Genomic DNA, 21,974 nt, shown 5'->3' on the forward strand with positions numbered 1-21,974 from the left:
TTGCGCGAACCAAAGCGTGTTTTCGCTAAAGAGGACGAAGCATTTTTTAGCGCGCACTCGTGGACGACGCGCCTCGCAAGGTTTACCGCCCGATAAAACGGTTGCCACTATTTCTTCTGACGAATTAAAAAAAATCGCTAGCTTCGCGGCTATTATTCCCATCCATGTCTCTTGCGAATTAGAGCCTCAACTCTGCGCCGAAAGTGCCGTTAGTACTCGAAGCGACAGGACTTTTCCTGCGCAGAAAGTCTTAGCCGGAGGTCAAGAAGGCTGCCATGCGGCAAAACCTGCATCGCCCCACCCCGGAATAAAACGGAAAAGAAAGGCTCGATATGCCTGCGGCCTCCCGAACCAATCGACAGCTGTTCAGAACGACATGGCCCTTCGTGGCCGTGGTGGTCTCGTTGCTCACGCTCGTGGCGACGAGCCTTTCGATCATGTCGTCGGTGCGCGCGTATATCGGCGGCGAAAGCACTTGGTCGAAAGGCCAGAAAGACGCCGTGTTCTATCTCATCCGCTACGCGCAAACGGGCGACGAAGAGGCATATCGGCAATATGAAAGCTCGATTGCAATCCCGCTCAATTTGAAGCGCGCGCGGCTCGCGCTCGACCGTGCTCATCCCGATGTCGAAACGGCGCGCGCCGCGCTGCTTGAAAGCGGCGTCTATCCCGCGGATGTTGGTTCGGTGATCTGGGTCTTTCGCACGTTTCGCCGCGCGAGTTACTTCGAGCAGGCCGTCGGCTACTGGACGAGCGGCGATCTTTACGTCGAACGGTTGACCGTCGCCGCGCGCGAGTTGCGCACGGCGAAGGCGGCGGGCGTTTCGGCGCGCAATGAAGTGGACTATCTGACAGGCGAAGTGTGGAACATCAACGCGTCCATCGCGCCAATCTCGCGCGCTTTCGCCGATGTTCTCGGCGCCGCGTTCCGGCAAACCGCGCTGCTTTTGTTCGTCTTGAATCTGCTGGTCGCCGTCATTCTGGTGTCGCTGTCGGTGTGGTACGCGCGGCGCTTCATCACCGGACGCATCGCCACCGAAAACGCCTTGCGTCGAAGCGAGGCGCGCGCAAAAGCGACACTCGGGTCGATTGGCGAAGCGGTCATTTCAGTCGGCCCGATGGGACTGGTCGAGTTCATCAATCCCGCCGCCGAACGCCTGCTTTGCCGCGAGGCCGCCGCTTGCGTGAAGCGCCCGCTCACGGATCTCGTAACCATCGTCAGGGAATGGGACAGACGGCCTGTCGATCTCATCGAGAAGGCGCTGCGCGGCGCGGATCGCGAAGAACCGGGCGGCGATCTCATTCTGACTAACGTGCATGGCGTCGAAACCGTCGTGCAGGCCATTACGTCGCTCGTGCACGATACGTCCGAAACGATCACCGGCGTCGTGCTGCTCTTGCGCAACATGACGCGCGAGCGCGAGTACGTGTCGAGCCTTTCGTGGCAGGCATCGCACGATGGCTTGACGGGGCTGCTCAACCGCACGGAATTCGAACGGCGTCTCGCGGCATCGCTCGATCCGCAAGCGGACAGCGCAACCGAACGCGCCTGCATGCTGATGATGCTCGATCTCGATCAGTTCAAAGTCGTCAACGACACCTACGGTCACGCAGCCGGCGACACCATGCTGCGCGAAGTGGCCGCGCTCATCAAAAAATGTCTGCGCGACGAAGATTCGCTCGCGCGTCTGGGCGGCGACGAATTCGCCGCGCTCATGTTCGACTGCCACGAAAACCACGCCTTGCAGATCGCCGAACGTCTGCGCAGCGAAATAGCCGCGTTCGAGTGGTCGTGCGAGACGCACACGTTATCGACGAGCGTGAGCATCGGCCTCGTCGATCTCAAGGGACTCGATGTCGAAACCGCCATGCGCTTCGGCGATATTGCCTGCTATCTCGCGAAGGAACGCGGACGCGATCGCGTTCATCTCGCGCTGCGCGGCGACGCGGAACTCACGCGCCATGCAAGCGCGATGTCGTGGTGCGGGCGCATCAAGGACGCGCTCGCCAACAATCGCTTTTGCCTCTACGCGCAAGAGATTCGCGCGATTGCGCCCGAGCATTGCGAGTCGCATCCACGGCATGTGGAAGTGCTGCTGCGCATGGTGGGCGAAGGCGGCAAGATCATTCCGCCGAACTTCTTCATGCCGGCGGCCGAGCGCTATGGCCTCATGTCCGCCATCGATCGATGGGTCGTGCGCGCCGTGTTCGCGGTGCTCGCGAAGACCGGAAATCACGAGGGCGTGCAGTACGCGATCAATCTTTCGGGCGCCTCCATTGGCGACGAGCGCTTCCTGCAGTTCTTGAACGATCAGTTCGCGGTCAGCCATATCGCGCCTTCGTCGATCTGCTTCGAAGTGACGGAAACGACGGCCGTGGCCAACCTCGCGACGGCCGCGCGTTTTATCCGCGAACTCAAGAGCCGCGGCTGCAAGTTCTCGCTCGACGACTTCGGCGCGGGCATGTCCTCGTTCGGTTATTTGAAGCATCTTCCGGTCGACTACATCAAGATCGACGGAGGATTCATTAAGGACATGTTGAAGGATGCCGTTAACCGAGACATGGTGGCGGCAATCAACGATATCGGCCATTCGATGGGACGCTTGACCATTGCGGAATACGTCGAGAGCGAAGCGATCTTGCGCGCACTCGCCGCGATGGGCGTCGATTTCGTTCAGGGCTTTCACGTCGGCCGCCCGGCTCTCTGGGCGCAGAACGTCGAGTTCCTTGCGATCAACTAGGAGGAGTTTTGGATCCCACTTTTGAGCGGGTTGGTGACCTCAAGGACATTGCCAGCTATCCGGCATGGCTCGCGGATGTCCTGGCTGAAACACATGCGGCCAAGCAACGGGTCGTCGACCATCCCATTTTCGCGGCGATGCGTGAAGCGCGTCTTGAACCGCGTCAGGCCGAAGCGTTCCTCGTGAACGGCTGGCCGGTCGTCGAGCAGTTTCCGCAATACATGGCGATGAACCTGCAGAAGCTGCGCTATGGACATTCGCGCGGCGAAGATCTGGCGCGTCGCTATCTGACGCGCAACATTCGCGTCGAGCAAAACCATGCGGATTACTGGGTCGATTGGGCCGCGGCTCACGATGTCAGCAAGCGCGCGTTGATGAAGGGCAATGGCCCGTCGCTCGCTTATGCGCTCAGCCACTGGTGCTGGAAAAGCAGCAGCACGGATGCGTTGGCTGCGAGCATCGCCGCGACGAATTTCGCTATCGAAGGCGTCACGGGCGAATGGTCCACGCTGGTTTGCAGCACCGATACCTACGCAATGAGCTTTGCGCCTTCGATGCGTCGCAAGGCGATGCGCTGGCTCAGCCTGCACGCCCATTACGACGATGCGCATCCGTGGGAAGCGCTGGAGATCGTGGCGACGTTGCTCGGCAATGCACCGGGCGTCGATGAAGTGCATGCGGTCAAGCGCAGCATCGAGATGAGTTACGAGTATTTCAAGGTGAGCCTCGACTGCTGTTTTTGAGGCTTGCTTTCCTTTGTGGTGCTCCGGTTCCGCAGGCGCTGCCTGAGCGGTTCGGATGCGCTCGGCCGTAATCCGAACCGAATCTGGAACAGCAGAATGAAGATCAAATTGATGGCATGTGCGGCAATGGCGGCGCTTTGCGCGACGGGTGCACACGCACAGGCCGCCGGGGATATTCAGCTCAACGCCGGCTGGATGCACTTTGCGCCGCAGGATTCGAGCGATCCGTTCAACATCTCGGCGCTCGGACAATCGATGACATCGCCGGGCGCGGGCGCTTCCGTCAGTAACTCGGACACGCTCGGACTCACGGCGGCTTACTTCTTCACCGATCACATTGCGGTCGAGGGAATCGCCGGCGTGGCGCCGAAATTTCATCTCGATGGCAAGGGCACTCTCGGACGCCTGGGCGAACTCGGCACGGCGCGCGAGTGGAGCCCTACCCTTTTGCTGAAGTACTACTTCATGAGCGCGCAGAGCAAATTCCGGCCTTATGTCGGCGCGGGCGCGTCTTATGTGTGGTTCTCGGATGTAAAGCTCAGTTCGGCGATGTCAAATGGCGCGTTTCTTTACTCGCCGCAATTTGGAACCGCGCTGACTGGACCGACGACGGCGCATATCAGCAGTTCGTTTGCGCCGGTGGTAAATGCGGGCTTTGCCTATAACTTCACGCAGCATTGGTCGGCGGCGTTTTCGGTGTCTTATATGTGGCTGTCGGCACGAGCGACGTTGACGACGAATTCAGCGGTGGGGACGGTGCGGAGTGAATCGAAGATCAAGCTCGATCCGATCGTGACGTTTCTTTCGGTGGGGTATCGGTTTTGATGGGTTGTTGTTTGTCGTGTTTGATGTTGTGTTGGTTGATGACGTATGCGCGGGTGGCGATTTAGCGACGGGGTGAGTGTGTTGTTGCTGTTCGTGGTTATGGTGGTCGCTTTGGTTTAGGGCTTTGATTCTTCGTGGGTCAGATTGGGTTTGGTGGGTGCTTGGGTATGAGCGGCGGTTTATCAGCGTCGCGCGAGGGCTTTGTATAGCGACGAACTTTTTGAATAAGCCCGATGCGTTTGTCGCTGTAGGTGTTCAACTTTCCGAAGCACCGAGGCGCGAGTCAGCGAGAGCTTTGGTTGTTTTTGCTGGACCGCAGATGTGTTGGTTCGCCGATCAGCGGTTGCTAATTCGCGTCGGAGCTTATGTGAGGCGTCTTGCGCATTTTCGAACTTAAATACGAAAAGCGTATTGTTTGATACGTCGGACTGAAGTCATGCGCTTGGATGTCGTTTTCCATTCAGGTTTTGCTAACTCAGCTAGTTCTGACCGGCCAAAAGCTGCATAGTTGCGTGAAACAACTTGCATTCATACGCTTAACTAACTGATTTAAAACGAATAATTTGAATTCCCAGGGAGACGACATTGTTTCACGGTCGCAACTGTGCGCGCTTGCAGATGCATCGATATCTCAGCATTTCATCACGCGATTTTTGACTGCGAAGCTGTTTAATGGTCGAGAGTTAAACCGGTCTGGAGGCTTTCGCGGCACTCTCTGCTGCGTGAAGTTCGTGACGCCTGATCGTGATCATCGTTTAAACCGACTACGCGTGCAAAAGCATTCCGCGATACGAGCCCCAGTCTGGTGTGGCTCGGTCGATCGACGGCTAGCCAGGCCTTGATTAAGAGGCTTTCTTCCTTTGCAGGATCATGCCTTGGTCGCCAACTAGCCGGCGTCCGTCTTCGTTTCCATCAACCATCGACTGGCTAGTACAGAGTAAGCAAATGTTGCACGCGTGGCGCGCTTCCCTAGCAGCGTTACAACGTTATACGAAGCTGTGCGAAAGTAGTTGGCGACTTGGCGCAAAGCCGCCGACTGCCATTGTCATTGAATGCTAGATCCGCCAGTCGCTTTTTGCCTTGCTGTTCCATGAAGGTGCAGCGGTATTTCGTCTCTCTGATGCGGTGAAGCATTCATCGTTCGCGTCGCGATGTTGCGGCATACCTGAGGTGCCGTCTAAGCTGGCTCCATGGAAGTAGCCGTGCATGTCAATGCCGGTGCGCAGGCGAATCCATTCCTAGTGTTTCTTACCTACCTTATTCGGCAAGGGACTGTCAGATTTTTTGTGTTTGAGGCAGTTAAGGCAACCCGCTTTTCAGCGGGTAGCGGTTTGAGGATATCTCAGTCGTAGGGATGCGTGAAGCGCTCCTCGTACAGTATCGCGAATTGGTTCATGGCGGCTTTCCAGTCGTGTGCGGCACGCGTCCAGCCTGCCGTGATGTTGCGTAATACCAGCCACAGCAGCTTGGTCGCGGCTTCGTCACTCGGGAAGTGGCCGCGCGTGCGAATGATCTTGCGCAAACCTGCATTCACGCTTTCAAGTGCGTTTGTCGTGTAAATCACCTTGCGTACTGCTGGCGGAAACGTAAAGAAGGGAATGACACGCTCCCACACCCGTCGCCATGCCGCAGCCACCGTCGGATAGCGACGACCCCATTCGCCTTGGTCGAACGCATCGAGTTCGGCAGCAGCGGCTTCGGCGCTGGGTGCGGTGTACACCGGCTTGAGCGCGGCGGCCAACGGCTTGCGGTCCTTCCAGTTCGCGTAGTCCAGACTGCTGCGAATCAGGTGCACGATGCAAGTCTGCAACGTTGTCTTCGGGAACACGGCTCCAAGCGCTTGCTCCATGCCTTGCAGGCCGTCGGTGACGGCGATCAGGATGTCATGAACGCCGCGCGTCTTCAAGTCATTAAAGACCTTCATCCAGAACTTGGCGCCTTCGGTGTTCTCGATCCACAGGCCCAGAATATCGCGAGAACCGTCCGGCAGGACGCCCAGGGCTAGACAGACCGCTTTGTTGCGCACCAAGCCGTCTGCACGGATTTTTACCCGTAAAGCGTCGAAGAAGACCACCGGATACATCGGCTCGAGCGGACGGCTCTGCCAGACAAGCACCTCGTCCATGACGGCGTCGGTGACCGAGCTAATGAACTCCGGCGACACCTCCGTGCCGTACTGCTCCTGCAAAAACGCCCGAATCTCGCGCACCGTCATGCCGCGCGCGTACAGGGCGATAATCTTGTCGTCGAAGCCCGTAAAACGGCGCTCGTGCTTCGGGATGAGGATCGGTTCGAAGGTGGAATCACGGTCTCGCGGAATCTGCAAGTGTAGCGGGCCATCGGATGTCAGCACCTTTTTGGCGCTGTGCCCGTTGCGCTGATTCGTGGCCGTAGCCGGCTTCTCAGCCCCGGGCTCGTAGCCCAGATGCTGACCGAGTTCAGCCCCCAGAGCGCGCTCGATGAGCGCCTTCTTTAAAGCGGCGGACAGATCCTCAATTGCACCCGCCGTCATCGGGCCTGAGGCCAATTGGTCGAGCAGCTCTTTAGGGATTGACGGCAGTTCTCGTGGCGGTGTCTTGGGTTTGCGTGGCATAACGGCTCCATTTCCATAATGGTAGCCTCACACACAAAATTGCTGACAGTCCCTTCGGCAAGGGCGTGGAGGTAAAAACACTCGAACCCAGCCAACCAAATGCGCCTGCTCTTTGCCACTCCTCCCCTTTTCTCGAGCGCAACTCGAGTTGGCGGCGAATTTTGTCGTTGACTTAGATTTACGCAGATAACGTCGATATTGCGGTTATGCACATAGTTGCGATTGCACGCTCAAACTTCTTTCACTTTTGGCCAGTGGGAGCGGACAGAGCGCAGATTGAATGCGCCTGGGGTTTGCGTTCGAACACGCTTCGACTTATTCAACGCCGGGGAAGTTTGTCTCCTACGCAGCGCTTGAGTTAAATGTCCAGTCACTTACACATCGCCGAAATAACTCCGAGCACTCCACTCGCTTGAATATTCGTACCCCCTTTGGATGAGCAGTCATCTCAACGTGTCGCGGCACATACATCATCGATTTTAGATGCGCTCTCCTTGCATTACGTAACGACTAGACGGAACTAGTAAACGTCGTCGCGGACGCCTATTCCCGGATGCCGGAATCGATCTTTTCCGGTCGAAGCACCGCCTCCAGTTTCGGCCGGTTCATTGAGTACGCGGCAGTATCAGCACCATTTTGATCGATTGCTACGTCCCTGCGGGCAGGACGGCCAAGGGCTTGGGAGGTGGACGCAATCAGACGGCAACTGGTAGTCCAAGACACTTTGGCAGCATTTGTCAGCGACAGGTATCCGACCGCACTGCCTCATGTACACGAAAAAGCAGCGGCGCTAAGGAACGCGATCTTAAACGCGGATGCGAAATTACCGCCGCGCGAATGAGCAACAATCCGACCACAGAAGGTTTCGCTGCCTTATCTGCTTATCGCCCGGTGATGGCCGCGACGCTAGCGCGAGATGAAAGCCAGGCCGACGCATGCCCACCAGCCTTACTCAACGAACCCTGAGCAGCGCCGTGATTTCATATGCCGTGAAGTGCACTGGATTGCGTGAGTCACCTGTTGTTTCGCGTGCGCGATCCGGTGATTAATAGCCGTCGAAACTCGGGGAAGAATCTGCGAGCATCAGGAAAGCCACCGTCAAAGTCGCGCAAGAGGATGACCATGCATGCCTCTTGGACGAAAGAACCCTACAAGCCCATGTTCGCGTGTCCGAATTCGGACACTATTTCACCCGAATTGGTCCGCGTATCGCGCCATTTTGCTGCGTCCGCTCATGCGTTGCAGAAGCCTCAAGATCAGGCTTATCAGCTTCTCTCGCTGCCTGTCCGAATTCGGACACCCAAGGTCGGGCGCCTCAAGAGCGCTCATTCGATCCTCGCCCGTGGTGTGGAATCATCGGCGTGCAGCTGCGCCCCATAACGGTCGGAGCGCTATCGCCTAAAGTTATGCATACACGCAATGTCAATGCTTCGAGATTTTGCGAGCGTGGCGTCATCCGTCCTGCACCGTAAATTGTGTCTTCGCGATGGCGCGCGATCGTGGACTGGCACGTGTGTCCTAATCTGCAAACTTCGTTCGCGGACGAAACTGTCCGAATTCGGACAGTCATGAGAAGCGCGGGCAAAGTGAGAGGAGTGCGCTGCACGCTAACTAAAGCGCTCGCTAGAATTGCTCATTAGTTGTTGCTTCGTACCAGCGGAACGGCGCCTCGTACCGGTGGTGCGGAGGTCTCTTCAACTCGAATTTGCTTAAAGTATTGTTGGACATCAGAGTGTTTGCGAGCGTCCACATCGACGCCGGCAGGGTAGCGGAGGGGGACCACCGGCAGGCGCCACGCTGATGCTCGCTGAGCCGGCAGCGTCTGTCGAAACATTTTGCCTCGCGGAAACAGACGATCTATTTCGCGTGTACATTCATCTCACAACGGCGAGTAACCTTTCCGCACTCATCGCGAGAAATTGTTAGAACCTCCGTGCTCTAACGCGTCGACAATGCGCAGGAAGCACATGAGACTGCGAAGCGATAGTCGCCGCACCCGAGCGAGTGTGGACCCACTTGCAAAAAATGTCTTCGTACGCTGAAGTGCGCACGCGTATTCCGAACACTGTCCGAATTCGGACACTTCGATGCGACTTTGGGATGGCTCTCGCTAAAGTACAAAAGCTTCGTGCGAAAAAAAACCCGCCAGCGGCGGGTTAAAGAGACTTAAACATCACTCCGACCGAATCGAAAACATTTTCCCAATATGTTCCCTAAGCTGACTTTCCTGTTCCTCGGTCATCACACCAGACTTGAACTTAAACGTAAGTCCCTTCACGTCTTTGGTAATGCTTCCAGCCTGAACCTTCCCCGCGAAAATCTTTAAAATGCTTCTTCCGCCGGCATCCGTAGAAGAACCACGCTGTCCCGCCTGCGCGCTCAAACTAGCCGCGAGCTTTGTTTGAACTAGATCACCCGACACAACCTGCGGCCACAATTCTTCGAGGGCCCGCACTCCAGATTCACCGGTCTTCTTGAGCGCATTAACCGTATCTTGTGCCGATGAAGCACCCAACACCGCCGGATTCAAATCAAGGTCACGCTTAACGAAATCCGGCAGATCGTCATAGGCCAGAAAACGATATAGGTCGCTACGCGAGATACCCATCGCTTGCGCGAGTCGGGTTCGATTAGGAAACTCAGCTTCAGCCCGTCGAATCGAGATTGCGATCTCATAATCGGAAAGATCATCTCGCGTGACATTTTCCATCAGCGCAAGCGCCGCCATGTCTTGATCCGAACACTCGATCACGACCGCCCTGATGTTCTCGCGATTGATCAGCTTGTGAGCGCGAAGCCGCCGCTCGCCCGCAACCAACTGAAACCCATCACCCAAACGACGGACGGTAACGGCCTGCAGCAAGCCGACCTCATCGATAGAACGTGCTAGCTCCGAGAGCTTGGCTTCGTTGAACTGCCGACGAGGCTGCCAAGGATTCGGTACGATCTCACTCACCGGAATCTCAGTCTCGACGCCCTTCCCCTCCAACTCCTGAATCCGCAGTTGGGCCGCAGCCAAGGCACTCGTAATTCCCGGCATGGTTTGCGGACCGCGCGCCGACTTGTCCTTCTTCGTCTCGCCTTTGAAGTCTGCCGGCTTCGGCAAGTTGGCCGTCTTGGCCATGAGTTGTTCTCTGATGTTATTGCTCATGCCGACTCCTTCCAGGATTTGACGAACATGTCATCTAGCCACTTGGCATACTGCATCATCGGCTGACGAACACGCTGAAGCGACTTGGCGATCGAGTGCGTACTCACTACATCGAGCGCAGTCGAAAAGGACAAAGCGCCTCCACTCATGACAGAACTTGCCGGGATTTCGAATGGATCGAGCCACCGTCCATACGCACTCTGTGCCCACTGACGAACGACCGGAGCCGAAGACGTCTTCCCGTAATCGACCTTGGACAACAAGATCGAAATGAAGTCATAAACCTTGTCTTCCTCATAGGGCAAAAAGTCTTCCGCGACATCCGAAAACAGACGCCAAAATGCGAGCGAACTGATGAAGTCGAGGTTCTCGGGAATCATCGGCATGACAAGCGCATCCGCTGCGAGCAACGCGTTCAGATTCATATACGAGAGCGACGGCGACGTATCGATCAGTATGTAGTCATACTGCGCCTTCAGAGGCTCAAGACCTTCACGGAGAACCGCCCAGAAGCGATATCCCTGGATCGTCTTCTGACGTGCAGGAAGCAAGAACTCCGCGCCATAGAGGAACGTGTGACCTGGAATGATGTCGAGTCCATCCCAATAGGTCGACTGAACGCTCGCGCCCAGACCGCCTTCGACATTCTGGTCATATATGTAGGGGAGCACGGTGTCGTCTCCGGAGATTTCTTTCTCGGCGTAGAGTCCGCAAAGCTCGGAAGCCGATGCTTGCGGATCCAAGTCAACGAGCAGTACCTTGCGTCCTAACAGCGTCAATGCCTGCGCGAGACATACAGTCGTCGTCGTCTTAGCAGAGCCGCCTTTGAGCTGAGCAGTCGTCAGCACTTTCCCTCGGAAATCGCTTTCACCATCCGCGAGACGAGTCTGATAGATATCGGACGCCATCTTCACCCACAGACGAACCTCGGGCAGCGTGAACGTACGGCTGCGGCCGTTGCCGTTGAGCGTGCCTTGCGGCAAGCCGCCTTCGCCCTTGGTTACAAGATACTGAATTTGCTGCCGCGTTAGATTGCACATCTCCGCAAGCTCGCCGATCGTGTAATACGGCGCAAGTTTACGCGGACGAGGCGCTAGGATCTGTTCGCGAAGATTGTCCGAGAAGGGTTCGAGGTTATCGGCGAACTCCGCGACTTCGCGAAGCGTGACCCTGCGGTCTTCCATCGGTAGGGTGCCTACGTTGGCCATTCTGCGCTTCCTCCTTGTTTTGATGTCGAAGCGCAGAATACACGATAACGCGTAAACAAGGTTGTAGCGAAAATCGGAGCTAATCGCACACAGACACACGCACGGCCTAACTCCTTGTTTATTAGCGATTTATTGTCGCCGAAGACGCGTCAAACTTTGTCGCCAATGCCTAATCTTGACCAATGACGCCCGCACACATCGTCCACCTTAGAACGCCTGCACAAAAACCACCTCGGGGTCGCTTTTTGTGCAACACGACTTAATCAATGATTTCAAGGACTTATATACCAAAATTCGAAGATTCCTATTTTCCTCAAAATCCGGTTTGTTTTGTTCTTTTGTAAACTTTAACCCGCAAACCTACAAACAGAGACCGAAGAACCGTTTCGAATCAAAGATCACCCCTGTGGATAGGGACGCTTTTTGTGCTGTACAGGGCGGTTTTTGTGCGCGATAGGCCGGAAAATGTGAACGACAGGGCGGAAATTGTGGGCGGCAGGGCGGAAATTGGGCAAGCCGTCCGACTGCCGGGGCGCTTTTTGTGCGGATCGCTTCGCACGCAAGCCGGGGTGGTTTTTGTGTTGACACGCCTTTGTCGCCTGATAGAGTGCCGGGGAATCGAACCGAACCAAACGCATGCAAGCTCAGGACCTCACCGCTACGCCGCAGCAACTCGCCTTGGACATCTACGAAGACATGTCCTCGCAAGGCTCGGCTATTTGCGAGTCCACGAGGGACATAGGCTTTCTGCGCAACAACATTTTCACGCGGGTCGGTGGCCTCGGCATCGCCGCACGCCGCGTGCTGGACGCCGCCTACTTCATCGTGGCCACCAAAGCGCCCGATGAACTGATCGACGACAAGGTCTACACCTTCACAGCCGACATCAACTACTTCAAGTGGCTGATGCGCTACGACAGCCGCAACCATAGCCACCTGATCGCGCAAATGCGCTCGGCGGCACGGGCGCGGGTCGAAATCATGACGGCGCCGTCTATCGAAGAACTCACCGAGAAGGATTCGTGGGGCACCATCAGTCTGCTCGGCGACTGCTATATCGAGCGCAACGTCGTTTGCATTCTGCTGGCGGGGCGCGTCATCAAGTATCTGATCAGCCCGTACAAGGCGCATTGGCTGAGCTTGCGCGCATCGACGGCATTTTCATTGTCGCTTGCGCGCGCCATCTACGACCGTCTGATTCCCTGCGAAGGGCACGGCGTGACCGAATGGTTTCCGTTCTCGGAAGTGATCGAGTGGCCCGGCAAGGTCGGCGAATCGCGAAAAGAGGTGAAGGAGTTCAAGAAGCGCTTTCTCGAACCCGCCATCGATCAGCTCAATGAAGTATCTGATTTCGATGTCAGCTGGGAACCCAATGCGGAACGCGTATCGGGCGACAAGCTGAAGATTCGCTTTCGCTTCACGAAGAAGCAGGGCGCCGATGCAGCCCGAGCCGGCATTCAGGACTCGATGTATCTCGTGCTCCACAACGAATTCGCCTTCGACACCCCCGACTTCGAGCGCCTCGCGAGCCGCCGCGACCTCTGGACCGACGAGCGTCTTCAGCAAGCTATCGAATACACGCGTTTCAAGCTGAACGAAGGCAAGGTCACGGTCAGTCCGCGCGGCTATCTGTTCAAGGCGCTCGAGGGCAATTACCGGATCGGCGAGGCGGATCGCAAGATGGCGTCGATCAAGGCGAAGCAACTCGAAGACGACAAGAAGACGCGCCGCGATCACACCGACGCGCAAGCGCAGCTCGAAGCCAGCATCCAGGCTCAGAACGACACGGCCCGCGCAAAGATGGTCGAAGAGACGAAGGCGGGCCGCGAGTTTTTCGAAGCCGCCGATGCGCCGCTGCGGCGGGAACTGTGTCAGTCGTTCGTGAGTCAACTGATTCCGCAGCGTCTCATCGAGAAGCAGGGCGTCTCGCGTGAAACCCTGAGCGCCGACAATATCCTCACCGTCAATCGCGTGGTCGCGGATGCATTCTGCTCGCACGTTTTCAACAAGATGAAGAAGGTCAGAGCGGGCTTGAAGCCAGCGTGACCGATGCCAGCGGGACAGCGCTCCCGCGTCTCACCAGGAAGCTGTATGCCCGCGAATCAGGATAGCGTCAGCATGGCGCTCTTTTGCGACTTCGAAAACGTCGCACTCGGCGTGCGCGACGCGAAGTACGAAAAGTTCGACATCAAGCCCGTGCTCGAACGATTGCTCCTCAAAGGCAGCATCGTCGTGAAGAAGGCTTATTGCGACTGGGATCGCTACAAGGGCTTCAAGTCCGCGATGCACGAGGCAAGTTTCGAACTGATCGAGATTCCGCACGTGCGGCAGTCGGGCAAGAATTCAGCCGATATCCGGCTCGTCGTCGATGCGCTCGACCTTTGCTACACGAAGTCGCACGTCGATACGTTCGTCATCATCAGCGGCGACTCGGACTTCTCGCCCCTCGTCTCGAAGTTGCGAGAGAACGCGAAGAAGGTGATCGGCGTGGGGGTGAAAAACTCGACCTCCGACTTGCTCGTCGCCAATTGCGACGAATTCATTTTCTACGACGACCTCGTGCGCGAGCAGCAGCGCGCGCTCGCCAAACGCGAGGCGAACGTGGCAACCAAGCGTCCCGCCGATGCCGACCGGCAGCCCAAGCAGGAGCCCGACGCGCGCAAGTCGCAGGCGGTCGCGATCGCCGTGGAGACGTTCGAGGCGCTGGTGTCCGAGCGAGGCGAGGGCGAAAAGATTTGGGCGTCGGTGCTCAAGAGTGCGATCAAGCGTCGCAAGCCGGGGTTTAGCGAATCGCATTATGGCTTTCGCGCGTTTGGGAATCTGCTCGACGAGGCGCGTTCGCGCGGTCTGCTGGAAGTCGGTCGCGATGACAAGTCCGGCTCTTTTGTCTTTCGTGCGGCCCAGACGGTGAGCGCGGATGCGGGGCAGGGAGAAGCGGTGGCGGCATCGGTGGCGGAGCCTCAGGGCAATCAGCGCCGACGCGATAAGCGTGGCGGCCGTAAGGACAAGCAGCATGCCGTTGCGGAGGCCGTGCAAACTTCGGCCGATGACGACGCATTCGAAGTCGTGGATGAATTCACGGAGCATACCCGCGAAGACGCGCAATATCCCGCGCAAGAGTCGGCTGACAACGACGCGCTCGCAACTGCCGACGAACCCTCGGGCCACCATTCGCGTGGACGTGGCAGGCGAAATGATCGCCGGGGCTCGCAGCGTCCTGCGCCCGAATTCGCACGCGCTTCGGCTGACGACGACACGTTAGAAGTCGCGGGCCACGCAGTCGTACCCGGCGATCACGATAGTCGCGAAGACGCGTCGGAGCACTTGCAAGCGTCGCCTGACAACGACGCGTCCGCACTGGCCGACGAACCCACGGGCTATCCACGCGGGCGGGGCAAGCGTAATGGCCGAAGAGACGCGCAGCGTCGCGCATCGAGTGATAACGACGCGTCTGAAGTCACCGACGAACCCGCCGCGCCGATTAACCAGGAACCCACCGCTGCATCTCACACTGAGAAGAAGCCCTCAGCGAGCCGACGCGGCGGGCGAAAGACCGCTGCAAAGAAGGCCGCTGCCGAAAGCGCTGCCGCGTCCTCGGATACAGGCGTTTTCGTGCAGCCTGGCGATGCAACCGACATTCCGAAGCCCGCAAAAAAAGCGCGCAAAACGACGTCACGCACGAGCCGGTCGCGCAAAGCCACCACGCCAACCGACGAGCAGTAAGCAACCTCAGTCGAGACGGAGTCGTTTCAGCACACGACTTCGTCGCTGACCACTTCAATCGCTCTCGAAGCCCAGTCGATGAGCGCTGACGGCAAGCGCCGCGAGTTCATCGAAAGCAACGCAATCAACACCGCGAGCACGATGAGGGGAATGACGAAACGCTTCATCGTTTTGTCGCCCCGATTTTATTCGGGCGGCACTTGCGCAACGAGACGCGCACCGCCAACGAACACGACGAATAGACTGACGTTCGCATTCATCGTCGAGATACACAAAGGGCTCTTTCAAGCGCGAAGTGACGCGCGATGGATTCCGGTCGCGCAATGAAAGCGTGAATCGAAGGCGGCTTCCTTCCCGCCGAAACTGATTCGTATGACGAAGTAATAAATCATGCGTCCATCCGTACAATGATTTTCCATAGGGCTGCGGCAACAAACCGAGTGCACGTTTCAACGTCATTTTCACGAACTTGTTGTAATCTAGAATTTCGTTCACCGCTTCGTCATCAGCAGGAAAAAGACGGCGGCACGACGCACTTCAACCATGTCCATGTATGCCGAGTGGAGGAAGCCATGGAGTCAGCCGTTGACGTTTATGCAGGGTTCGAGATTTCCGTGCGCGCCAAGCGCAACGAGCGCGAAGCGTGGGTCGCGGATATCGACGTTCGTCGCGATGGCGCGTCCGTCATCGACGAATGGCCGCAGACCACGCAGCCGGAGTGGCGCACCATCGACGAAGCGCTACGCGACGGCATAGAGTGGGCGCGTCGCACCATCCGGCATCGCTTTCTTAACGATCCTTCCCACTCCGACGTAGCCGAGCGCGAGCGCGCGCAAACCTGGTTCAACGACGAACTCGAGCATCGGCCCGGAGCGGTCGTGGTGCGCGTCGGTTGAAGCCGCTTCGCCTACGACAACATCATCCCTTGCAATCGAATAGAACAGATGCCCAACGAGATTCCGGAACCGCAAGCTGTCTGTAACCCCATTTCGCGCAGCGCGATCTTTCTCGTCGCCACGGTGGCGCACGGACGCGAGCACGGCGACACCGTGCGCTCCTGGTGCGGCGATATCGCCGCGCTGGTCCGCGCAGTCGGCACGCGGGCTCCAACCGCGAATCTCTCTTGCGTGTGCGGCTTCGGCTCCGAAGTTTGGGACTCGCTGTTCGGCTCGCCACGCCCGGCCGCGCTGCATCCGTTCCGCGAGTTCGGTTCGGGTGAGCGGCGCGCCATTTCCACGCCCGGCGACATTCTGCTGCATATCCGCGCGGACCACATGGACCTGTGCTTCGAGCTTGCCGCGCAAATGCTCGAGGCACTCGGCGATGCCGTTACCGTCGTCGATGAAGTGCACGGCTTCCGTTACTTCGATCTGCGCGATATGGTCGGCTTCGTGGATGGCACCGAAAATCCATCGGGCCGCGCGGCGCAGCACTTCGCGATCATCGGTGAGGAAGATGCGGAATTTGCGGGCGGCAGCTATGTGATCGTGCAAAAGTATCTGCACAAGATGGCCGCTTGGAACGCGCTGACGGTAGAGCAGCAGGAGAAGATAATCGGCCGCAAGAAGCTGTCCGATATCGAACTCGACGCAGCGGTGAAACCCTCGTGCTCGCACAGTTCGCTCACCACGCTCGATGAAAACGGCCAGGAAGTGAAAATCCTGCGTCACAACATGGCCTTCGGACGGCCCGGCGCGGGCGAATTCGGCACGTATTTCATCGGCTATGCGCGTTCGCCCGCGCCCACCGAGCAGATGATGGAGAACATGTTCGTCGGCAGGCCGCCCGGCAACTACGACCGGCTGCTCGACTTCAGTCACGCCGTCACGGGCGGCTTGTTCTTCGTACCGTCGGCCGACTTGCTCGAAGCACTCGCCGACCGCGATCCCGCCGCACAACCCGCGCCCGCATCGTCATCGTCGTCTTCTTCCGATGCAACGCCGAGCCGTGCGGACGGCTCACTGAACATCGGTTCACTCAAAGGACAGTCCTGACATGAACAACCTGCATCGCGAGCTCGCGCCCATTTCGAGCGCGGCATGGTCGCAAATCGAAGCGGAAGTGGCGCGCACCTTCAAGCGCTCGCTTGCCGGCCGGCGCGTGGTGGATGTGAAAGGTCCCGGCGGTGTCGATCTTTCGGGCGTGGGAACGGGACATCAGACGGCGATTGCATCGCCTGCCAAGGGCGTAAGCGCGAAGCGTTACGACGTGAAGACGCTCATCGAACTGACGGTGCCTTTCACGTTGCAGCGCGAATCGATCGACAGCGTCGAGCGCGGTTCGAACGACGGCGACTGGCAGCCCGCGAAGACGGCGGCGAGCGAACTGGCTATCGCCGAAGACACCGCCATTTTCGATGGTTTCGGCGCGGCGGACATCACGGGCATCCGCGAAGGATCGTCCAACGACGCGACGACACTGCCTGCCGACGTAAGCGACTATCCGCGTGCCATTAGCGAGTCGCTCGAAAAATTGCGGCTTGCGGGCGTGGACGGTCCGTACACGGTGTTGCTCGGCGCGGATGCCTACACGGCGCTCGCCGAAGCTAGCGATCAAGGCTATCCGGTGATCCAGCATATCAAGCGCATAGTGGATGGCGATCTCATCTGGGCGCCTGCCATCAAAGGCGGCTGCGTGCTTTCCACGCGCGGTGGCGACTACGAACTGCATCTCGGGCAGGACCTCTCCATAGGCTATACGAGCCATACGGACACGACCGTGCAACTCTATCTGCGCGAAACGCTGACCTTCCTGATGCTGACGAGCGAGGCGTCGGTGGCGGTGGTCGCTGCATCGGCTTAAAGCGCGGGCCACGCCTTACCTCTCAGGTAATCGACGCACGGCACGGCGCACGCGAAGATGTCTTCACCTCATCAAACAGGAGACATTCGAATGACCGCATACGCCGTGGGCCAACTGCACGAAGTCGAGATGTGCGCGGATATCGTTCAATACCTGGAAGCGATCGATGCGACGCTCGCGCCTTTCGACGGTCACTTCATCATTCACGGTGAACGCCCGGAAATGCGCGAGGGAGAGTGGAAGGGCGATCTCATCGTGATCGCCTTTCCCGATCTCGCGCAAGTGCGCGCCTGGTACGAATCCGACGCTTATCAACGCATCCTGCCGCTACGCACGAAGCACGCGAGCAGCGCGGTGTTCTTCATCGATGGCGTGGATAGGGATCACAAAGCGACCGACATCCTGACTTAACCCGACAGCGGCCGCTCGGGTTCCAGGGCTGCGCCGCCCAGAATGGACGTTGCATCGGCGCGCGCGTGGTTGAGTTGCACGAGGCTCGCCTGACGCGCGGCGAGCGCATCGCGATGCGCTATTGCCGTGAGAATGGCTTTGTGCCGCGGCAGCGACAGCGCATGCGTGTTCGGATGCCGGCTCGTCAGCTTGATCGATTCCGACAGCGCGAGCGACAGCATATTGCCGATATACGCGAGCATGTCGTTGTGCGTCGCGGACATGATCGCGCGATGAAAATACAGATCCGGTTCGAGCAGCTCTTCGGCGGTCTGCGCGGCTTCCATGCTCTTATATGCCGCGCCGATACGCTCGATATCCTCGTTCGTTGCGGAGATGGCGGCGAGCGCGGCAGCGGCAGGCTCGATGATCTGCCGCACCGTCATCAGCGAACGAAAGAACTCGCCCTCACGGAGATTGCCGACGGTCCAGACGAGCACATCGGGATCGAGCATGTGCCATTCGTCGCGCGCACGCACCACGCTGCCCACGCGCGGCTTGGAGACGACGAGTCCCTTCGCCACCAGCACGCGCGTGGCCTCACGCAGCACGGGACGGCTCACGCCATAGGTTTCGCAGAGCGCGGGCTCGGCAGGCAGACGTTGTCCCGGCGCGAACACGCCGCTCACGATCTGCATGCCGAGTTCCTGCACGATCCGTCCGTGCATGCTCTTGCGTTTCGCCGGGTTCCGGTAGTCCATATCGATCCGGCCGATGTCCTGAAGTCGCGCGCGTTGCGCCCGTTGCGTCCGCTACGCGGTGGTCGCACGCATCGCGCGATATTCCCGCCGCACGATTTCCATCAGCTCCGCCACCGACGTATTCGCGCTGCGCTGCTCATACGTCACGCGCCCGCGTTGCATCAGGATGATGCGATCGGCGATATCGAGCGTCTGCGCGTAGTTGTGCATGATCATGATGATCGACAGGCCGCCTTTTTCCTTCAGACGCAAGACGAGATCGATGATGAGCGCAGCCTCGCGTGCGCCCATGGCGGCGAGCGGTTCGTCGAGCAACAGAATCTTCGCGTTGGAATTGACGGCGCGCGCCACCGCGATAGCTTGACGTTGGCCGCCCGAAAGACGCTCCACAGGCAGATCGACGGAAGGCACATGCACGCCGATATCGTCGAGACATTGCGCGGCGCGCTCGCGCATCTGCTTGTGATCGAGCAGACGAAACGGGCCCGGCTTCACGATCTCGCGATTCAGGAACATGTTGTGATAGATGCTCAGCGAATTCGCGAGCGCGAGATCCTGATACACACATTCGATACCGAGCGAACGCGCATGATCGACCGAGCGCAGCAAGGTTTCTTCACCGTGTATCTCGAGCTTGCCATCGGTCTGCTGATGGTAGCCCGTGAGTATCTTGACGAGCGTGGACTTGCCCGCGCCGTTGTCGCCGAGCACGCCAAGAATTTCGCCCGAGCCGAGTGAGAACGACACGCCATCGAGCGCCGTCACCGCGCCGAAGCGCTTGACGAGGTTGTCGCCACGCAGCGCATAGCTCGCCGGGGCGGTTTGCAAAACATCGCTCATACCCGGCCTCCCTTGCGGCGAACGCGGCCGATATGGATGTTGAAGATCATCGCGGCGAGAATGGCGGCGCCCAGAATGATGTTGAACGTGAATGCGTTGATGCCGATGAGCGTAAAGCCATCGTTCAGAATCCCCAGCACGGCCGCGCCGATGAGCCCGCCCACGATGGTGCCCGAGCCGCCGGTCAATGGCGTGCCGCCGATCACGGCCGCCGCGACGGCCAGAAACATGATCTGATTGCCGCCTGCTTGCGGGTCGATGGACGTAATGCGGTAGCCCTCGAGAATGCCCGTGAAGCCCGCGAGCACTGCGGCGAGAACGAAGTTTCCGAGCCGCAGGCGGTTCACCTGAATTCCGGCCTCGCTCGCGCCAATGGCGTTCGCGCCGGCCGCCTGCGTATGCAGTCCCCATCGCGTATGACGTAACAGCACGTGCATGACGAAGCCTATCGCCACCGTCCAGATGATCTCGCTATAGCCCCATCCGCCCATCACGGCAGCGAAGCCCGGTTCGCCCGGCGTGGCCACCGGCGTGCCGCGTGAAAGCGTCAACGTGATGCCGTTGATGAGAAACAGCGTGCCGAGCGTGGTGACGAATGAAGGCAGGCGCAGCCATACCGTCACCGCGCCATTCACGAAGCCGATGATCGCCGCCGCGACGAGTCCCGCGATCACCGCGAGCCACATGGGCGCCCCCGCGTCGTTGGCGAACACCATCATGAAAGGCGCGAAGGCGAACACCATGCCCGCCGACAGATCGATGTCGCCGCCGATCATCAGCATCACTTCGCCGAACGCGATGATCGCCACCGGCGCGATGAACTGCGAGAGGTTGACGAGACTCGCGTTGCTCAACAGGAAGTCGTGATTGATGACCTGAAAGTACGCGCACAACAGCACGGCCACGAGCAGGATGCGCAACTCCGCCGCCCAGTTCGACAACAAGGCCCCGCGCGGCCGTGGAACGCGCGCGGGAGCTTGTGTCTTCTGCGGTTCGTTGACCGCGTTCATCATGATTTGATCGCGCCGTTCATCGGCACGATCTGCGGCTTGGTCGACTTGCCTTCATAGCGCGTCGACGTGTTGAGATACGGCTCGACCGTGCCCTTGGTGACAAACTTCAGGCCCGTGTTGATGTTGGCCGGCCCGACGAGTCCACCGGAAGCCAGGAACGTGAACGCTTCCACGACCGTATAAAAGCCCTGCACATAAGGCTGCTGGTCGATGGTGAAATCGAGGAAGCCTTCGTGAATCAACTGGACGGTCTGGGGCAACAGATCGAAGCCCCCGCCGTGCACGCCCTTGGACGGCAGGTTGGACTCCTTCATCACTTGCGCCACGCCTTGCGTGCTGCCTGCATCGACCGCGAACATGCCTTTCAGATCCTGATGGCCGAGATAGAACGCCTTGATCTTCGAAAGCTCTTCGTTGACCGTGGCGCCCGTGGCGACCGTCTGAACGTCGATTTTCTTGCCGGACTTCTTGATCGCGTCGCTCGCGCCATCGAGGCGCGGCTGGATGTTCAACTGTCCCGGCGTCGCGATGAAAAGCGCCACCAGGCCGCTGTCGACGAGACTCGCAATACGCTCGCCCATCTGATAGCCAGAGAGATACAAGTCCTGCCCGATGTACGCGAGGCGCGGGCTCGTCTTGCCGCGCGGCGCATCGGCGTTATAGGCGAACACGGCGATGCCCGCATCGAGCGCGGCCTGGATGGGCTTGTCGAAGGCGGTCGGATCGACGATAGGAACGGCGATGGCATCCGCCTTGGCCGCGATGGCGGAATTCACCGCACGCACCATTTCGCCCGCATCCGAAGTGGCGGAGCCCGTCCACTGATAATCCATGCCGAGCAGCGAACAGGCGTCCTGAATGCCGTATTGCGTTGGCACGAAGAAAGGATTCGTGGTCACGTGATTGACGAACACGATCTTCCATTTCTTGTGCTGCGGAAATGCGGTTTCCGCGGCCTGCGCCGACGAGATCAATCCGCCCGCGCCGCCGGCCGCGCCGAGAAGCGACAGCGCTGCTCCCAGACCCGCACCCTGCATGAGGCCGCGACGGCCGTTGTTGATCGTGCTCTTGTTGTCTTCCGCGTCTTTTGAATCATGCGCCATGTCTTCCTCCTAGCCCTTTCTCGTTGGTCGATGGGTCGACTGATCGTCGATCATGTTCAGATAGTGAGTGGTGCGGGTTTG

At 58.8% G+C, this 21,974-nt stretch carries 17 protein-coding genes; 9 read left to right on the top strand and 8 right to left on the bottom strand.

Features of this window, described 5'->3' with window-relative positions; translation table 11 throughout:
* The first annotated feature begins 386 nt into the window (after window positions 1-386).
* The 3 genes from LDZ28_RS28210 (at window position 387) to LDZ28_RS28220 (ending at window position 4,309) form a co-directional block, all read left to right on the top strand.
* Window positions 387-2,741 (top strand): EAL domain-containing protein, encoded by a 2,355-nt coding sequence (locus tag LDZ28_RS28210; protein ID WP_244831055.1) that lies wholly within the window; start codon window positions 387-389, stop codon window positions 2,739-2,741.
* An 8-nt stretch (window positions 2,742-2,749) separates the two neighbouring features.
* A complete protein-coding gene (locus tag LDZ28_RS28215; RefSeq protein WP_244831056.1) occupies window positions 2,750-3,484 on the top strand; it encodes a TenA family transcriptional regulator in 735 nt (244 codons plus the stop codon).
* Window positions 3,485-3,586: 102 nt separating this feature from the next.
* Window positions 3,587-4,309, top strand: a complete 723-nt coding sequence (locus tag LDZ28_RS28220) for an OmpW family protein (protein ID WP_370652291.1) — start codon at window positions 3,587-3,589, stop codon at window positions 4,307-4,309.
* Between the two features lie 1,342 nt (window positions 4,310-5,651).
* On the opposite strand, the gene LDZ28_RS28225 is transcribed toward LDZ28_RS28220, so the two are convergent.
* The 3 genes from LDZ28_RS28225 to LDZ28_RS28235 all read right to left on the bottom strand — a co-directional run bounded on the left by LDZ28_RS28225 (window position 5,652) and on the right by LDZ28_RS28235 (window position 11,261).
* Window positions 5,652-6,902, bottom strand: coding sequence for an IS256 family transposase (locus tag LDZ28_RS28225; RefSeq protein ID WP_244831058.1), 1,251 nt, complete (start codon window positions 6,900-6,902; stop codon window positions 5,652-5,654).
* 2,173 nt (window positions 6,903-9,075) lie between these two features.
* Window positions 9,076-10,053, bottom strand: a complete 978-nt coding sequence (locus LDZ28_RS28230) for a ParB/RepB/Spo0J family partition protein (protein WP_244831059.1) — start codon at window positions 10,051-10,053, stop codon at window positions 9,076-9,078.
* Window positions 10,050-11,261 carry a ParA family protein gene (locus LDZ28_RS28235; RefSeq protein ID WP_244831060.1) on the bottom strand — a complete coding sequence of 404 codons (1,212 nt, stop codon included), beginning with the start codon at window positions 11,259-11,261 and terminating at the stop codon, window positions 10,050-10,052. Before LDZ28_RS28235 ends, LDZ28_RS28230 begins: the two co-directional genes overlap by 4 nt.
* Before the next feature lie 636 nt (window positions 11,262-11,897).
* On the opposite strand from LDZ28_RS28235, the gene LDZ28_RS28240 reads away from it, so the two are divergent.
* Entirely contained in the window at window positions 11,898-13,307 is a 1,410-nt protein-coding gene (locus LDZ28_RS28240) for a replication initiation protein (protein ID WP_244831061.1), read from the top strand.
* A 45-nt stretch (window positions 13,308-13,352) separates the two neighbouring features.
* Window positions 13,353-14,984: an NYN domain-containing protein gene (locus LDZ28_RS28245; RefSeq protein ID WP_244831062.1), complete on the top strand. Its 1,632-nt coding sequence runs from the start codon at window positions 13,353-13,355 to the stop codon at window positions 14,982-14,984.
* Between the two features lie 26 nt (window positions 14,985-15,010).
* Here LDZ28_RS28245 and LDZ28_RS28250 read toward each other — a convergent pair whose 3' ends face one another.
* A complete protein-coding gene (locus LDZ28_RS28250) occupies window positions 15,011-15,151 on the bottom strand; it encodes a hypothetical protein (RefSeq protein ID WP_244831063.1) in 141 nt (46 codons plus the stop codon).
* A 405-nt stretch (window positions 15,152-15,556) separates the two neighbouring features.
* Here LDZ28_RS28250 and LDZ28_RS28255 point away from each other — a divergent pair, with 405 nt between their 5' ends.
* The 4 genes from LDZ28_RS28255 to LDZ28_RS28270 all read left to right on the top strand — a co-directional run bounded on the left by LDZ28_RS28255 (window position 15,557) and on the right by LDZ28_RS28270 (window position 18,197).
* Window positions 15,557-15,880, top strand: coding sequence for a DUF6566 family protein (locus LDZ28_RS28255; protein ID WP_244831064.1), 324 nt, complete (start codon window positions 15,557-15,559; stop codon window positions 15,878-15,880).
* Between the two features lie 48 nt (window positions 15,881-15,928).
* The gene (locus LDZ28_RS28260; protein ID WP_244831065.1) at window positions 15,929-16,978 is read left to right on the top strand and encodes a Dyp-type peroxidase; all 1,050 of its coding nucleotides are present in this window, start codon (window positions 15,929-15,931) and stop codon (window positions 16,976-16,978) included.
* A gap of 1 nt (window position 16,979) precedes the next feature.
* The gene (locus LDZ28_RS28265; RefSeq protein ID WP_244831066.1) at window positions 16,980-17,786 is read left to right on the top strand and encodes a family 1 encapsulin nanocompartment shell protein; all 807 of its coding nucleotides are present in this window, start codon (window positions 16,980-16,982) and stop codon (window positions 17,784-17,786) included.
* A 90-nt stretch (window positions 17,787-17,876) separates the two neighbouring features.
* Window positions 17,877-18,197 (top strand): DUF1330 domain-containing protein, encoded by a 321-nt coding sequence (locus tag LDZ28_RS28270; RefSeq protein WP_244831067.1) that lies wholly within the window; start codon window positions 17,877-17,879, stop codon window positions 18,195-18,197.
* On the opposite strand, the gene LDZ28_RS28275 is transcribed toward LDZ28_RS28270, so the two are convergent.
* Genes LDZ28_RS28275 through LDZ28_RS28290 form a run of 4 tightly spaced genes read right to left on the bottom strand, consistent with a single transcriptional unit; the run spans window position 18,194 to window position 21,893 of the window.
* A complete protein-coding gene (locus tag LDZ28_RS28275) occupies window positions 18,194-18,937 on the bottom strand; it encodes a FadR/GntR family transcriptional regulator (protein ID WP_244831068.1) in 744 nt (247 codons plus the stop codon). The genes LDZ28_RS28270 and LDZ28_RS28275 overlap by 4 nt on opposite strands.
* 51 nt (window positions 18,938-18,988) lie before the next feature.
* Window positions 18,989-19,777: an ATP-binding cassette domain-containing protein gene (locus LDZ28_RS28280; RefSeq protein ID WP_244831069.1), complete on the bottom strand. Its 789-nt coding sequence runs from the start codon at window positions 19,775-19,777 to the stop codon at window positions 18,989-18,991.
* Complete coding sequence (locus LDZ28_RS28285; protein WP_244831930.1) at window positions 19,774-20,787, bottom strand: ABC transporter permease; 1,014 nt, start codon at window positions 20,785-20,787, stop codon at window positions 19,774-19,776. The genes LDZ28_RS28280 and LDZ28_RS28285 overlap by 4 nt, the downstream gene beginning before the upstream one ends.
* Entirely contained in the window at window positions 20,787-21,893 is a 1,107-nt protein-coding gene (locus LDZ28_RS28290) for a sugar ABC transporter substrate-binding protein (RefSeq protein WP_244831070.1), read from the bottom strand. The genes LDZ28_RS28285 and LDZ28_RS28290 overlap by 1 nt, the downstream gene beginning before the upstream one ends.
* Window positions 21,894-21,974: the final 81 nt, after the last annotated feature.

The organism is Caballeronia sp. TF1N1 (assembly GCF_022878925.1).
GTDB lineage: Bacteria > Pseudomonadota > Gammaproteobacteria > Burkholderiales > Burkholderiaceae > Caballeronia.

Coding starts and splice junctions, on each gene's coding strand:
- LDZ28_RS28225 (WP_244831058.1), bottom strand. CDS start 6,902: ATGCCACGCAAACCCAAGACACCGCCACGAGAACTGCCGTCAATCCCT.
- LDZ28_RS28230 (WP_244831059.1), bottom strand. CDS start 10,053: ATGAGCAATAACATCAGAGAACAACTCATGGCCAAGACGGCCAACTTG.
- LDZ28_RS28235 (WP_244831060.1), bottom strand. CDS start 11,261: ATGGCCAACGTAGGCACCCTACCGATGGAAGACCGCAGGGTCACGCTT.
- LDZ28_RS28240 (WP_244831061.1), top strand. CDS start 11,898: ATGCAAGCTCAGGACCTCACCGCTACGCCGCAGCAACTCGCCTTGGAC.
- LDZ28_RS28245 (WP_244831062.1), top strand. CDS start 13,353: ATGCCCGCGAATCAGGATAGCGTCAGCATGGCGCTCTTTTGCGACTTC.
- LDZ28_RS28250 (WP_244831063.1), bottom strand. CDS start 15,151: ATGAAGCGTTTCGTCATTCCCCTCATCGTGCTCGCGGTGTTGATTGCG.
- LDZ28_RS28255 (WP_244831064.1), top strand. CDS start 15,557: ATGGAGTCAGCCGTTGACGTTTATGCAGGGTTCGAGATTTCCGTGCGC.
- LDZ28_RS28260 (WP_244831065.1), top strand. CDS start 15,929: ATGCCCAACGAGATTCCGGAACCGCAAGCTGTCTGTAACCCCATTTCG.
- LDZ28_RS28265 (WP_244831066.1), top strand. CDS start 16,980: ATGAACAACCTGCATCGCGAGCTCGCGCCCATTTCGAGCGCGGCATGG.
- LDZ28_RS28270 (WP_244831067.1), top strand. CDS start 17,877: ATGACCGCATACGCCGTGGGCCAACTGCACGAAGTCGAGATGTGCGCG.
- LDZ28_RS28275 (WP_244831068.1), bottom strand. CDS start 18,937: ATGGACTACCGGAACCCGGCGAAACGCAAGAGCATGCACGGACGGATC.
- LDZ28_RS28280 (WP_244831069.1), bottom strand. CDS start 19,777: ATGAGCGATGTTTTGCAAACCGCCCCGGCGAGCTATGCGCTGCGTGGC.
- LDZ28_RS28285 (WP_244831930.1), bottom strand. CDS start 20,787: ATGAACGCGGTCAACGAACCGCAGAAGACACAAGCTCCCGCGCGCGTT.
- LDZ28_RS28290 (WP_244831070.1), bottom strand. CDS start 21,893: ATGGCGCATGATTCAAAAGACGCGGAAGACAACAAGAGCACGATCAAC.